The following is a 13,697-nucleotide window of genomic DNA, read 5'->3' on the forward strand; positions in this document are numbered from 1 at the left end:
AACGGCAGAGCAAAAGTCGCTGCTTAATGCTGCTTTGCCCTTTGATATGAAAGAGCTGCGATCCGTATGATCTGATATCGTCAATCGGCGATATGAAATTTTATACTATATTTAAATTACGGCGATCCGGGATATAAAGATTAGGTAAGTTCGTATTGTAAATTCCTGTTTGCGGATATTTGTTGCAAATAATTCGTGAAATACTGCTTAGCAATTCAATTTTTAAATCATCCATACAAAAAACCGTGTATAAAAATACTATATTAGTTGAGTTGTTCTCAAGAGAACTTATACATACATTATTCATATAATGTAGATTTTTTAAAAAACTGATATCATTTTGTTTTTTATCGTAAAATTTGACTGATCCTTACGGGATGAAATTCTGATAAGAGCGGTGTTCTTTGAGCGTATGTAATTCATATACCACTCATAAAAGGCATGTATTCCCTGTTCAATTGAGATCTGCGGATTAAAACTGAAATCATGCTGTAGACGCGAGATGTCAGCGTAGGTACAGCAAACATCACCAGGCTGCATGTTTTCCATCTTAAGTATCGCTTTACGTCCGGTTTCTTTTTCGATTGTTTCTATGAAGTCCATCAAGGCTACCGGGCTTGAGTGTCCAATATTATAAATCTGATGAGGCACGGCCTCATTTGCCGGATGTTCAAGCAAAAGCAATATTCCGCATATCACGTCATCTATGTAGGTGAAGTCACGCTGCATGTTGCCGTGATTAAACACATGTATCGGTTTACCTTCCAATATGGATTTCATAAAAAGAAAAGGAGCCATGTCCGGGCGGCCCCACGGACCGTAGACTGTAAAAAAGCGTAAACCGGTGGCGGGAATTCCGTATAATTTGCTGTAAGAATAGGCCATGAGTTCGTCTGCCTTTTTCGTTGCAGCATAAAGACTAACTGGTTTATCCGTTTTATCTTCCTCTTTGTAAGGTATGTGATCACTCATTCCGTAAATGCTGCTTGAACTTGCATATATAAGATGCTTTACCGGATGGTGTCTGCAATTTTCAAGAATGTTAAGGAAACCGTAGATGTTGCTTTCCACATAAGCAAAAGGATTTTCTACTGAATAGCGGACGCCTGCTTGACCCGCAAGATTAATCACAATGTCAAACTTTTCTTTTACAAACAAGGAGTTCATAGAACTGCGGTCTGTTAAGTCCATTTTCATGAAACGATATAAAGGTGTTTTCTTACTTTCAGTAAGTTTGCCTTCATTAATTGCGTTTGTCTCTATTCCTGCATCGGATAACCTTGCGTATTTTAAGTTTTGGTCATAATAAGAATTGATATTGTCTATTCCTACAACCTCGTGTTCTTTGTTCAACAAGGCTTTAACTAAAGCTGCTCCTATAAATCCTGCAGATCCTGTAACTAATACCTTCATCATTTACCTCTTTTTTCCCCATTTGTTATCAGATAAATGTTTCTTAAATAGATAATGACGCCGAACATCTGCCCTACAATAAGCACGAGGTCAGCTCGTAAGCATCCGTACATCAGAATGAGAAATGATCCTATAAGGCTTATCAGCCAAAAGCCTTCAGGAAGTTGCGATTCTTTTTTCTTGCGAGAATACAGCCACTGATAAATAAAGCGCATCGTGAACAGCACTTGTCCTATTGATCCGAATATCAGCAGCCACGGTTTAACTTCATCATTAAATAAAAACTCATCGGCAAAACTTGCCGCATCTTTCATAACAAAAGCAATGGCTATGAGTGGAGTACACAGCAAAATGACGCGTATGGGGGCGTACAGATTATGCCAGACACCTTTTATGTTTAGGTTCCATATATAAATGTAATAGGATATGAACTGCCCCAAAATAATAGCGAAGTCATTTCTAAGCCATCCGTAGATGCAAAGCAGGTAAGAACCAATAAGACTAAACGCCCAGAAAAGACTGGGAGATAGAACTTTGCGAGCTCTTTCGGATAATATCCACTGCACCAAGATGCGGGCTGAGAAAAAGGCCTGGGCAAGGAAGCCTATGGATAATATGAAAATGGTGCTATCCATTTTTTTGCTCTAAATAATTTTCTTCAGTAATCATGTAATTGATGTAGCGTTTTTTCATCCAGCGATAAGCAAAACAATCCAAGAAAGGTGAAATCAGCCTGTTCCATAAATGGTATTTAGATACGCCGTTCACGCGAGGGAAATGACGGACTGTGACTTGCTTTATTTTGCCTCCCTGCAACAGTATTAAAGCCGGAAGAAAACGGTGCATTCCTGTAAAAAACGGAATACGTTTGGCATTTTGAGTGCGTATGACTTTCAAAGGGCAACCGGTGTCCTGAACTCCGTCATTTGTCATTATTCTGCGAAATCCGTTGGCTATGCGTGACTGCATCTTTTTAAAGAAAGAATCTTGGCGTTTTGCGCGGATCCCGATCACTATTTCGTAGTCACTTATGTATGGAAGCAGCAGGTTGAAATCAACGGGAGCAGTTTGCAGATCTGCATCCATATATCCAACGAATTTTGATTCGGTAGCATCAATACCGGCTTTCAAAGCAGCGCTTAATCCGCCGTTATGCGCTAAGGCAAGAAAAAAGAAATCGTTATTCCTGCTGCATATTGTCTTTATTCGTTGCAGACTGTCATCTGTGGATCCGTCGTCTACGAACATTACACAGGTTTTATAAAGTGATTGCGGTAAAAAAGATGACAATTGCTTTTCTAAGTCATCAATGTTGCTTTCCTCATTAAAAACAGGAACGATGACGGTCAGTTCGTAATCCGAGGTTTTGTTTGTAGTTTCCATTTTTCCCTCTCTTATCGGATTTTTTTATGCAAAGACGGTTTTCCTTATTCAAGGAAGATGACGGCATATTTTCCGACTGTCCAAGACTCTTTGACTTCAAATGAACTCAAGTGGCCTACGGGCAACATCAGTACCGTGTTATGGAGTAAGTGTGTTTTTGCTTCTTCTGAATCCGGTATGATTTGAACCGGATTTCCTAAATAGACATCAATGTTTTCGGCTCTTCTAACGTTCCATGCGGCAAAATTTGTTGTCTCTTTTCTTTCTGCTATATTCTGTGCCGTTTGACACAAATCTTTATATCCAATCCATGGGTTGATGGAAGGGAGTGCCCAACCTAGCATATATAGAGTGCAGGTAAAGCCGATTGCAAGCATGCGTATTCCGACGTACACATCTTTTTGCAGCCGAGAAATGTTATGTAATGCCATTAATCCGCTTGCGGCTAAAATCGCAGCTGCAGCATAAACCGCCCAATGTCTTAAATAAGTGAGGTCGCTAAACAATGAGAGGAATATGACTGTTGGCAGCACTATGACAAATAACGCAGCCGGTATGGCAAAAAGTATATTTATCCATACTTTGTCTTTAAATCGCGGTAAATACAGTACTGCAAGGTAGACCATAAACGGAAATGCAGGCAGCATGTAGATTTCTAATTTTGAACTTATAAGCGAAAGTACAATGAAGGTTGTAAGGGCAACGGTGCAGTAAAAACGCTGCAGTTGCGTTAAGATAAGTCTTTTGCCAAGCGCTGCGACAAGCAGTCCTACAACGAGAAATGACCAGGGAGCCAAGGAATACCATATGGTCTTACAATAATAGTAAAACGGTTCTTGGTGGCGGAATGAATTTACCGCACGATCCAAGGTTTGGTGGAACAGGAGGTTGTTAAGATAATCTTTTCCGCCTTCAAGGAATACGGCACTAAACCAGATAATGCAGGCTACTAATAAAACTCCCCAGGTTCGCCATCCCCAATATTTGCCGATTTGTTTTATTTTTCTTGTCCATAAAAGGAAAACAACTGTAGAACATAAGGGAACAAGCAATCCGACAGGGCCTTTGGTGAAAATGGCAAGAAATATGTAAATAGGAAACAGCCAGGACGCTTTTTTGTCAAGTTGGGGTGTTGTCGCCATTTGATAAAAAGAGCGCAGTGCCAGGACTATGAATAGGCACATCAGCATGTCCATGCGTAAGGTAACGGCTAGCCCTGTAAAAAAGGCGCTCGTTAGGAGCATCATTCCTGCGATGTTCCTGTTATTTTCACCAAGTTCAGGTTCTGTCCATTTGTCCATTATTTTGACAATTGCAATTGCCGGAATGAGCGAGGCCAAGGACAAAAACAACATTGGATGGCTGTTAAAAAGCCATTTGCTTAGCATGACAAACCATAAATAGAGCGGAGGTTTGTCGGTATACGGTTCACCGTGATTGGTAAAGGAAAAAAATGTATGGTTGCGCAAAGCCTCATCGGCAATGCTGAGATATCTCAACTCATTGGTCGGGGTAAAATCGCGTAAAACCAATATAGGCAATAATGCCAGACAAAACACAATGTAATACGCGTTTTTTTCAAAAAATTTCGCTGCCATGCTCAGTTTTTTTTCAGGTTTATAAAAAAGCCCGTTTTTTAATACTTGAAACAAGTATATGAACTGATTTTGGAGAAATTTTGGAGAATTTTAGAACGTGACGATAAAAATATGTTTTTTATCAAAATAGCAGTATTTTATTGCCCGGTCGTGATATTTGCAGATAGTTTTTGCAACGGATAGACCCGCATCGTTGCCTTTTTGGGAGAAATTTTGGAGAAACTTAGAACGTGACGATAAAAATATGCTTGTTATCAAAATAGCGGTATTTTATTGCCCAACCGTGATATTCGCAGATGGCTTTTACAATGGATAATCCCAACCCATTGCCTTTTACTTTTTCAGAGGGACGGTAAAAGCGGCTGAAGATTAATTTATCGTTAAGTGCCGGTTCATCTGAAGTATTGGATATGGCAAGTTCTCTATCTGAGACGAAAATGGAGATCTCTCCTTGAGGTCGATTGTGGCGGACGGCATTGACGATAAGATTATTCACAAGACTTTCCAGTAGCGTACGATTGGCACGGATTGTCAATGCAGTGTTATTAAATTCTTGATGCAGGGAAACATCGCCGGTAACGTTTTGCAGAAAAGGCATTAATTTTTCGATAAAAGAAGATAAATTAATATCTTCCATCTGCTGATATTGCCTGTTGTCTATTTTGACGAGCAAAAGCAAGCTGCGGTTTAAACGCGCAAGACGATTTGATACTTCGTAAAGTCTTTGTATTATTTCAGCCTGGGCTTTAGTCAATTTCGGTTGCTGCAGTAAGAGATCAAGCTGACTTTGGAAAACCGCAAGAGGAGTCTGCAATTCGTGAGAGGCGTTTTCCGTAAACTCTTTTTGCGTTTTGTAGCTATTGATGCTGTTTTGCATCAATGACTGTAATGTTTTGTTAAGACGGGCAAATTCTGCCACATCGGAGTCAGGTAATGTTGGCAGGACCTCGTTTTCTAGTCTGAAACTCTCCAAACGGCGCAAGGTTTCTTCAAAAGGTTTCCATATACGTGCGGTGATAAAGCGCAGCGTCAGTATAATTGCCGCAGCCAGTACCAACATTATGACGCCGAATTGAATCATTACGCCTTGAATTATATCTTCTTCAAGATCAAGCGTAGGGATAGGTTTGCCTTTGTTTACTGCCTGAATGATATTAATCATGTCTTCAGCGTAGAAACTTTCAGTTAGAAAATAAAATAACGGCAAGGCAAGCAACAGCAAGACTGCAATACAGCCGACGAAAGATAACAGCAACTTTTGGGCAAGGCTTTTTCTTTTTAATTTTCCGTCCATTTATATCCGGCTCCATACACTGTTTTGATGCAACTCTTTATGCCAGACTTTGCCAGTTTTGCTTTTAAGTTTTTTATATGCGAATAGATAAAATCATGATTATCAAGCAAGTCGGACATTTCTCCGCTAATGTGTTCGGCAATGGATGCTTTTGAAACAACTCGGTTTTTATTACTTATAAAAAAGAGCAAGAGCTCATACTCTGTCCTTGTCAGCAATATAGATTGATCATTTATTTTTACCGTTTTGCCGAGAAGGTCTATTTCTATATTGTTACTGTAAAGTGTATTGTTTGAGGCAAAAGCTTTGCGCCTGATGATTGCATAGATACGCATTGAAAGCTCTGCTAAATGAAACGGTTTGGGCAAATAATCGTCAGCACCGATTTCCAATCCTTTCACTTTGTCGTCTAAAGAATCTTTTGCCGATACGATGATTACGCCTGCCGGATTATGGCGGCGACGGATATCGCGAAGGATATCTAAGCCGTTTCCTCCTGGCAACATCAGATCAAGTAAAACGCAGTCATAGTCGTAGAGGTCCAATTTTATTTGAGCCTCCTCATAGGTGAAAGCTTGTTCGCATACATAATTTTCGGAACTTAGATACGTCACGATATTGTTTGACAGTTCCTTTTCATCTTCGATAATTAACAGTTTCATTTCATTAAAATAATGTCGCTGTGTTTTATTAACTCAAATTTTGCCTTAAACACTGGCTATGCGCTTTTGTTATTGTATCTGATATGTTCGGTTGATTTTTATGACAATAGTAGAAGTCGAGCGTTTTTAATTAGCAGTATGTTATGAATCAAGATTATTTGCTACCGCAAAAGTATTTTTACGGTAGCTTCTAGATATTATTTTAAATTTTCTTTGAAAAATTGTTCAATTTTATCAAAGGGAATTTTATCCATTTGATCATACAGATCAACGTGGTTGGCTTTTTTACTATGTAAAGCTTCTTAGGAAACTCAGCTTGTTTATAAGCATCCTAACTGAAATATTTTGAATGTGCTTTTTCTCCTGCGATAAACAGCGTCGGGCGCGGAGAAATATCTGCTAGTTGAGCGAAAGGATAGAAGTTGGATAATGCCGGTATTCTGGTATATCTTATACCTGCATAACGAGGGTGCTGACCGCATTCCGGATTACGGTAGTAGTTAAAGAATTCTTTTTGTATTTCATTGGCATTATCAGGTAATTTTTCAGGAGTACTGAATCTAACTCTTGCTTCACGTCAGAAAATATGACGCTGATTCTCAGCACCAAAAGAAATATCGTTTGATTGTTCTCTAGGGGTAGATTCAGGGCCGATAGGATTGTTAATGCCGTTTGCTTTACGCATTTTGAGTGTTTTAATGAAAGCTTTTAGCGCATTAACGCTGCGGGAAAATCCGCAGTAGGCGTAAGTCTGAATTCATACTTCTTTGATTTCATTAATTGTAAGACCTGAATCCAAACCGGTGTTTAATGCAATTTTAAGTCCCGAAATGTCACCTTTTGCGGCACTTCCGCTGATTGCTTATCATTGAACGCTGCTTTTTTACAAAACAGAATTAAAAGAAGATATTAAGAATTTAATAATCGTTGTTTAGCTCTTTTTAAGTGACTTTAGGCAAAAAACTGACCCCAAACAGACAAACAGGACTCCTTTCCAGAAAGTAAAGGATAATGGCGTGTTAAGCATTAATGATGATACAAGTGTCGATAAAATCGGGATGAAATAAGAAAGGACAGCAAGGACTCTGACGTTGCCGCAAGCCATGCCTTTGTTCCATGCCGCATAGCCAAGACCGATTGCAGCTCCGGCGCACAGTAAGGCTAAAGCGGTTTTTAAATCAAAATTCACAGCATAGGTATTAAACGTTAGTCCGTAAGACCAGAGCACGATGGCGATAAGCAGTAAAAAGAAGGTGATGGAAGTTTGTCCTTTGGAAATTTTAGCGGTGACTGAGCAATAGATTGCCCATAAGAAAGCAGCAACTGTTGCAAAGATGTAGCTTAAAGGATTTGAACTTAAATTTTTTAGGATCTCATCTAAATTAAAATCATATTCCCCGCCTAGAACGGTACAGATCCCGTACATGGAGCAGCAGATCCCGATAATAATCCATATCCGTATTTTTTGATGGTTAAGAAAGGTTGAGAAGATCACGACTAAGGCGGGCCATAAATAATTTAAGATTGCAACTTCAATTGCCTGACGGGAGTTTTCGGCAAAGCTTATGGATAAAGACAACAGAATTTCGTATGCGACAAAAAGGATACTGCCTAAAATTAAATAAGAACGCGGAAAAGACGATAAACGCGGGAACCCCGTGCAGATTAAGGTAATGACAAAGGCTACGGCATAAATTGAAGCCGGGCCTAAAAGAGGACCAAGCCCGTCGCTTACTATGCGCATGAGTCCTATAAGAGTGCTCCACAATAAAATTGCGCAGATGCCGATTAAAGTACCGTGAGATATTTGCATACTAATCATTCCTAAAAAACGAAAGTATTTTACGCTTGGCTTTTGTAAATGTAGTTTTGTCTTTTTACTTTTCTTGAAAAAAGAAGTATTAATCTGTTTAAATGAAATGGCCTATATTTAGGAAAAGATTTGTAAGAGGCTTTTAATGGAACTTGTGTACGTGTTTCACAGCGGTTTTGCGGTATTAAGCGATAAGGCAAGTTTGCTTTTTGATTATTATGAGGACACGGATAAAGAGCATGGCTTCGTCCATGAAGAATTATTAAAGCGTCCTGAGCCTTTATACGTGTTTTCAAGTCATTTTCATCAAGATCATTTCAATCCCGAGATCTTCAAATTTAAAGAAAAGAAAGACAATATCGTTTATATCTTATCGGCAGATATTGCACGCAAGTGTTTTAAATACGTAAAAGATCAGGATTATATAAAGTTAAGAAAAGGCGGCAGTTTTGAAGATGATCTGATTAAGGTGAAAGCCTTCGGTTCTACCGATATCGGAGTTTCTTTTGCCGTAAATCTTGAAGAAAAAGAGATTTTTCATTCAGGCGATCTTAATAATTGGCATTGGATGGATGAAAGTACGCAGGAGGAATGGCAGGGATATGAAAAATCATATCTTGATGAACTTTCATATATAAAAAAAGACAAACAGTCTTTTGATTTAGTGATGTTCCCGGTAGATCCTAGGCTTCATGAAGAAAAATCCCGAGGTGCAAGACAGTTTTTGGATGCTTTTAACGTTAAGGTTTTGGCACCGATGCACTTTTGGGATAAACCTGAGGATGATGAAAAACTTCTGCAAAGTGCCAAAGAGCATGATGTTCTTCTTTTAAATATTAAAAAGCGCGGTCAGAAATTTTCATTGCCTTGGTAAAATATTGGCAGAAAAGAAAACAAGGAGCGGTTATGCAGGTTAAAGGCAGATTCGATCATTTCAACATCAACGTTACGGATTTAGATAAAAGCATCGCTTTTTATAAAAAAGCTTTAGGACTTAGCGAGATAAGACGCAAGGAAGCATCCGACGGATCTTTTACCTTGGTTTATTTAGGTGATGAAGCTACCTCTTTTTCTTTAGAACTTACTTATCTTAAAGACAGAAAAGAGCCATACGAGCTTGGCGACAATGAGAGTCATCTGTGCCTGCGCGTTGAAGGTGATTATGATGAAGTACGCAAGTTTCATAAAGAAATGGGCTGTGTGTGCTATGAAAATGAGAAGATGGGGCTTTATTTTATTCACGATCCGGATGATTACTGGATTGAAATTTTACCGGTGAAATAAGCAATGCCTGATTTTTCAAGAATAAGCTGGAAAGTAAAGCCCGGAGTAAATTTTAAGTGTGCTTTAACAAGACCTTCCATGCCTTTATCTGACGTTTATATTGATATGGAAGCTGAGTTTCCCTACATTAAAGGATTAAATCAGTTTCTTTTAAGTAAAAACATTAAAACCGCAGCTTTTGTTAAAGATGCGGAATATGACGCAAATTGCGTTGTGCTGGTTCGCATGGGAACTAAGGTCAAGGGAGATGCTGTCGTGTTTTATTTAAATGAAGACAAGGCAGAATTGTGGAACTTTTTAAAAGAACGCTTTAAGGGCAGATTGTGACGGATTCAAGATTAATTGAATGCAAGGTCCTTAAAGAAGAGCCTACAAAGGATCTTCTTGAAGAACTTTACGCTATCGAAATAAGCGCGCATAAATCGCCGTGGACTTTTGACGGTATTGCAAAAAGTTTTAACGGCAATATCGTTATAGGCTGTTTTTTAGATAAAAAGCTCGTCGGATTTGCAGTCATGCAGACGGTGCTTGATGAGTCCGAGCTTTTAACTATCGGAATTATGTCTGAATTTCAGGGACGAGGCCTTGGCAAAAGCCTTTTGTCAGCGGCTTTATCTGAAGTTAAAAAGCGCGGGGCTAAAAAATGTTTTTTAGAGGTAAGAGTTTCAAATCTTCCTGCTCTTTCCTTATATGAAAAAGCAGGTTTTAAAAAAAACGGCATACGTAAAAACTATTACGTTAAAACCGCAGTTTTACCTGCTGAAGATGCTTATACCATGGTTTCAGAACTTTAATTTAATAAGGTCTGCGGAAATTTTACGGTTTATTCTTTTTCACCGTTGTTATCTTTCATATATCAAATTAGATTCGTGTCTACTTTTGTGCACTTTTCGTGCATTATTCTTTTCATAATTGCGATACACATCATCCTTTTGCCGTGCATAAGACCATATCTAACTTTTAAGCGTTTATAATAATTAATTTGTAGAATCAGACATTTGTTCTGTCTAGTGACTATTGACTATAACAAAGGCTTTAAAGCCTTAATAAATGTAGGATTAAGCCATGCTCATAGGTATTCCAAAGGAAAGTTTACACGGTGAGACCAGAGTGGCCGCCACTCCCGATACCGTAACTAAACTTATAAAGTTGGGCTTTGAAGTAGCAGTTCAGAGCGCGGCAGGTGCTGCCGCCAGCTTTGATGATGCCGCTTATGAAGCTGCCGGCGCAAAGATCGCCAAAGGCAACGATGTTTGGAACAGTGACATCATTTTCAAAGTAAATGCTCCCAATAAAGATGAAGTTAAGCTGTTAAAAGAAGGTCAGACTCTTGTAAGCTTTATTCGTCCTGCCCAGAATGAAGATTTAGTCGCAGCATTAAATGCCAAGAAGGTCAATGTCCTCGCTATGGACATGGTACCGCGTATTTCCCGCGCCCAGGCTCTTGACGCTTTGTCATCAACTGCCAACATCAGCGGTTATCGCGCTGTAATCGAAGCTGCTCACGAATTCGGTCGTTTCTTTACCGGTCAGGTTACCGCAGCAGGTAAAGTTCCTCCTGCAAAGGTAATGGTAATCGGTGCCGGCGTTGCCGGTCTTGCCGCTATCGGTGCAGCTCACTCCTTGGGCGCTATCGTCCGTGCGTTCGATACCCGTCTTGAAGTAGCCGACCAGATTAAGTCCATGGGCGGTGAGTTCTTGAAGCTTGACTTTAAGAATGAAGACGGCAGCTCATCAGACGGTTATGCCAAGGTAATGTCCGATGAATTCATCAAAGCCGAGATGGAGCTTTTTGCAAAACAGGCTAAAGAAGTCGACATTATCATCACCACCGCTGCAATTCCTGGCAAGCCTGCTCCTCGCCTTATCACCAAGGAAATGGTCGAGAGCATGAAATCAGGCTCCGTAATTGTTGACTTGGCAGCTGCTACCGGCGGTAACTGCGAGTTGACCAAGGCAGGTCAGGTATTTACTACCGACAACGGCGTTAAGATCATCGGTTATACCGATCTTGCAGCTCGTCTGCCGGCCCAGTCCTCACAGCTTTATTCAACTAACCTCGTTAACTTGATGAAGCTTTTGTGCAAGAACAAAGACGGTCAGATCAACATTGATTTTGAAGACGTCGTTCTGCGCAATATGACTGTTACCAAAGACGGTGAGGTCACCTTCCCGCCTCCTAAGATCAGCGTTTCAGCAGCTCCTGCAGCAAAGCCTGCCGAGCCGCCTAAGAAAGTTGAGCAAAAACAGGTTTCTCCTAAGCTTAAGAGATTCTGCGTCTCCATTTTGGTTGTCGCTTTCGCTCTTATCGGCTTGTTTGCTCCGGAAAAATTCCTGCCGCACTTTACCGTGTTCGTATTGGCCTGCGTCGTAGGCTACTACGTAGTTTGGAATGTTACCCATTCCCTCCATACTCCGCTTATGTCGGTCACTAACGCTATTTCAGGCATTATCGTGGTCGGCGCGATGTTGCAGGTAAGCTCGGGCAGTGTCGTTATCGGTATTTTGGCCTTTATCGGCGTGCTTATCGCTTCAATCAACATTTTCGGCGGTTTTGCCGTAACACGCCGCATGCTGGCAATGTTCAAGAAGCAGTAGTGTAGGTCGGAGGATATAAGAAAAATGGAATTCGGAATTGTTCATATGGCCTATATTTTGGCCGCACTGCTGTTCATCATGGCGTTAGCCGGATTGTCCAAGCAGGAAACCGCCAAAATGGGATGCTTCTCCGGCATGGTCGGTATGACCATTGCATTGCTGGCAACTTTTGCCCAGGTTGAGACCCCCACAGGCTTTATCCTTATTATCGTCGCCATGGCAATCGGTGCCGGTATCGGTATCTACGTTGCCCGCAAAGTCGTTATGACCCAGATGCCGGAGCTTATCGCCTGCTTGCACAGCTTCGTAGGTTTGGCTGCTGTTTTGGTCGGTTATAACACTTTCTTAGAGTTAGGTGCCGTAGCTCCTGAGACCGTAACCATTCCGGTCGGTGCTACCGAAGCTCAGGTTGCCGCTATTATGGCTGCCGCAAGCGAGGCTGCCGCCAATGTCGGTACCACCATGTCCCGTGCCGAGCTCAACACTCACTTAGTTGAGATTTTCCTCGGCATCTTCATCGGTGCCGTAACCTTCACCGGCTCTATCGTCGCATACGGCAAGTTAAACGGTACTTATAAGTTAAGAGTCTTCAAGTCCGCTCCTCTCGTTATCCCGGGCGGTCATTGGCTTAACTTAGCTGCCTTGGTTGTATCTTTGTTCTTGATGATTTGGTTCATGGCCGCCTCTCAGGCTTCCATCGTTCCGCTTGTCATCATGACTCTTATTGCCTTGGTCTTTGGTGTACATTTGGTTGCCGCAATCGGCGGTGCCGATATGCCGGTCGTTATCTCCATGCTTAACTCCTATTCAGGATGGGCCGCTGCCGCATCAGGATTTATGTTAAGCAATGACCTCCTTATCGTAACCGGTGCTTTGGTAGGTTCTTCAGGTGCTATTCTCTCTTACATCATGTGTAAGGCTATGAATCGCTCCTTTATTTCCGTTATCGCAGGCGGCTTCGGCAACGAAGGTGCTGCAGCATCAGGCGATGAGGAAATGGGCGAGTATCATGAGTTAAAGCCTAATGAAGTTGCTGAACTCTTGAAGAATTCAAGCTCCGTCATTATCGCTCCGGGCTATGGTATGGCCGTATCCCAGGCTCAGGCTGCTGTCGCTTCCTTAACCGAGAAATTAAAGGCTCGCGGCATTGAAGTTCGCTTTGCCATTCACCCGGTTGCAGGTCGTCTGCCCGGTCACATGAACGTATTGCTTGCTGAAGCCAAGGTTCCTTACGATATCGTATTTGAAATGGATGAAATCAATGACGATTTCGAGAACACCGATACCGTACTCGTTATCGGCGCTAACGATACCGTAAACCCTGCAGCTTTAGAGAACCCGAACAGCCCGATTGCCGGCATGCCGGTACTCGAGGTTTGGAAGGCTCGCAACGTTGTCGTCTTCAAGCGTTCCATGAACGCAGGTTACGCCGGTGTACAGAACCCGTTGTTCTTCAAGGATAACACTGCAATGTGCTTCGGTGACGCCAAGAAGACCGTTGAAGAGATCGTTGCAGATCTTGATAAATAATTAATGCGTTGACCTGTTTTTAGGTTTAATCATTAATAGAAATAACCTTCGCAGTAGTGATATTGCGAAGCCTGAACTCTGCTCTTTTTTGTATATCTATCAGCAGAGTTCATAATCAAAGC

The 13,697-nt window shown here is 41.2% G+C and carries 13 protein-coding genes; 6 read left to right on the plus strand and 7 right to left on the minus strand.

What is annotated here, in order from left to right; all coding sequences use genetic code 11:
• Nucleotides 1-321: 321 nt before the first annotated feature.
• From QZ019_RS06850 to yddG, 7 genes are all read right to left on the minus strand, one after another.
• Nucleotides 322-1,413 (minus strand): NAD-dependent epimerase/dehydratase family protein, encoded by a 1,092-nt coding sequence (locus QZ019_RS06850; protein ID WP_294564432.1) that lies wholly within the window; start codon nucleotides 1,411-1,413, stop codon nucleotides 322-324.
• A complete protein-coding gene (locus tag QZ019_RS06855) occupies nucleotides 1,413-2,048 on the minus strand; it encodes a lipid-A-disaccharide synthase N-terminal domain-containing protein (protein WP_009143148.1) in 636 nt (211 codons plus the stop codon). Before QZ019_RS06855 ends, QZ019_RS06850 begins: the two co-directional genes overlap by 1 nt.
• Entirely contained in the window at nucleotides 2,041-2,796 is a 756-nt protein-coding gene (locus tag QZ019_RS06860; protein ID WP_277296535.1) for a glycosyltransferase family 2 protein, read from the minus strand. Before QZ019_RS06860 ends, QZ019_RS06855 begins: the two co-directional genes overlap by 8 nt.
• 44 nt (nucleotides 2,797-2,840) lie before the next feature.
• On the minus strand, nucleotides 2,841-4,394 hold the full coding sequence (locus tag QZ019_RS06865; protein ID WP_295483530.1) for a dolichyl-phosphate-mannose--protein mannosyltransferase: 1,554 nt from the start codon (nucleotides 4,392-4,394) through the stop codon (nucleotides 2,841-2,843).
• A gap of 223 nt (nucleotides 4,395-4,617) precedes the next feature.
• On the minus strand, nucleotides 4,618-5,688 hold the full coding sequence (locus QZ019_RS06870) for an ATP-binding protein (protein ID WP_295483533.1): 1,071 nt from the start codon (nucleotides 5,686-5,688) through the stop codon (nucleotides 4,618-4,620).
• Nucleotides 5,673-6,350 (minus strand): response regulator transcription factor, encoded by a 678-nt coding sequence (locus QZ019_RS06875; protein WP_009143153.1) that lies wholly within the window; start codon nucleotides 6,348-6,350, stop codon nucleotides 5,673-5,675. Before QZ019_RS06875 ends, QZ019_RS06870 begins: the two co-directional genes overlap by 16 nt.
• Nucleotides 6,351-7,281: 931 nt before the next feature.
• Entirely contained in the window at nucleotides 7,282-8,163 is an 882-nt protein-coding gene (yddG, locus tag QZ019_RS06880; protein WP_249083069.1) for an aromatic amino acid DMT transporter YddG, read from the minus strand.
• Between the two features lie 145 nt (nucleotides 8,164-8,308).
• Between yddG and QZ019_RS06885 the strand changes: the two genes are divergently transcribed.
• The 6 genes from QZ019_RS06885 (at nucleotide 8,309) to pntB (ending at nucleotide 13,575) form a co-directional block, all read left to right on the plus strand.
• The gene (locus QZ019_RS06885; RefSeq protein WP_295483538.1) at nucleotides 8,309-9,037 is read left to right on the plus strand and encodes an MBL fold metallo-hydrolase; all 729 of its coding nucleotides are present in this window, start codon (nucleotides 8,309-8,311) and stop codon (nucleotides 9,035-9,037) included.
• Between the two features lie 32 nt (nucleotides 9,038-9,069).
• The gene (locus QZ019_RS06890; protein WP_249083071.1) at nucleotides 9,070-9,447 is read left to right on the plus strand and encodes a VOC family protein; all 378 of its coding nucleotides are present in this window, start codon (nucleotides 9,070-9,072) and stop codon (nucleotides 9,445-9,447) included.
• 3 nt (nucleotides 9,448-9,450) lie between these two features.
• Nucleotides 9,451-9,774 (plus strand): hypothetical protein, encoded by a 324-nt coding sequence (locus QZ019_RS06895; RefSeq protein WP_009143158.1) that lies wholly within the window; start codon nucleotides 9,451-9,453, stop codon nucleotides 9,772-9,774.
• Nucleotides 9,771-10,241, plus strand: a complete 471-nt coding sequence (gene rimI, locus QZ019_RS06900; protein WP_295483541.1) for a ribosomal protein S18-alanine N-acetyltransferase — start codon at nucleotides 9,771-9,773, stop codon at nucleotides 10,239-10,241. Before QZ019_RS06895 ends, rimI begins: the two co-directional genes overlap by 4 nt.
• Before the next feature lie 271 nt (nucleotides 10,242-10,512).
• Nucleotides 10,513-12,045 (plus strand): Re/Si-specific NAD(P)(+) transhydrogenase subunit alpha, encoded by a 1,533-nt coding sequence (locus tag QZ019_RS06905; RefSeq protein ID WP_009143160.1) that lies wholly within the window; start codon nucleotides 10,513-10,515, stop codon nucleotides 12,043-12,045.
• A 24-nt stretch (nucleotides 12,046-12,069) separates the two neighbouring features.
• A complete protein-coding gene (gene pntB, locus QZ019_RS06910; protein ID WP_009143161.1) occupies nucleotides 12,070-13,575 on the plus strand; it encodes a Re/Si-specific NAD(P)(+) transhydrogenase subunit beta in 1,506 nt (501 codons plus the stop codon).
• The last annotated feature ends 122 nt before the right edge of the window (nucleotides 13,576-13,697 follow it).

It is taken from the genome of uncultured Succinatimonas sp. (assembly GCF_905203285.1).
In the GTDB taxonomy this organism is placed as follows: domain Bacteria; phylum Pseudomonadota; class Gammaproteobacteria; order Enterobacterales; family Succinivibrionaceae; genus Succinatimonas.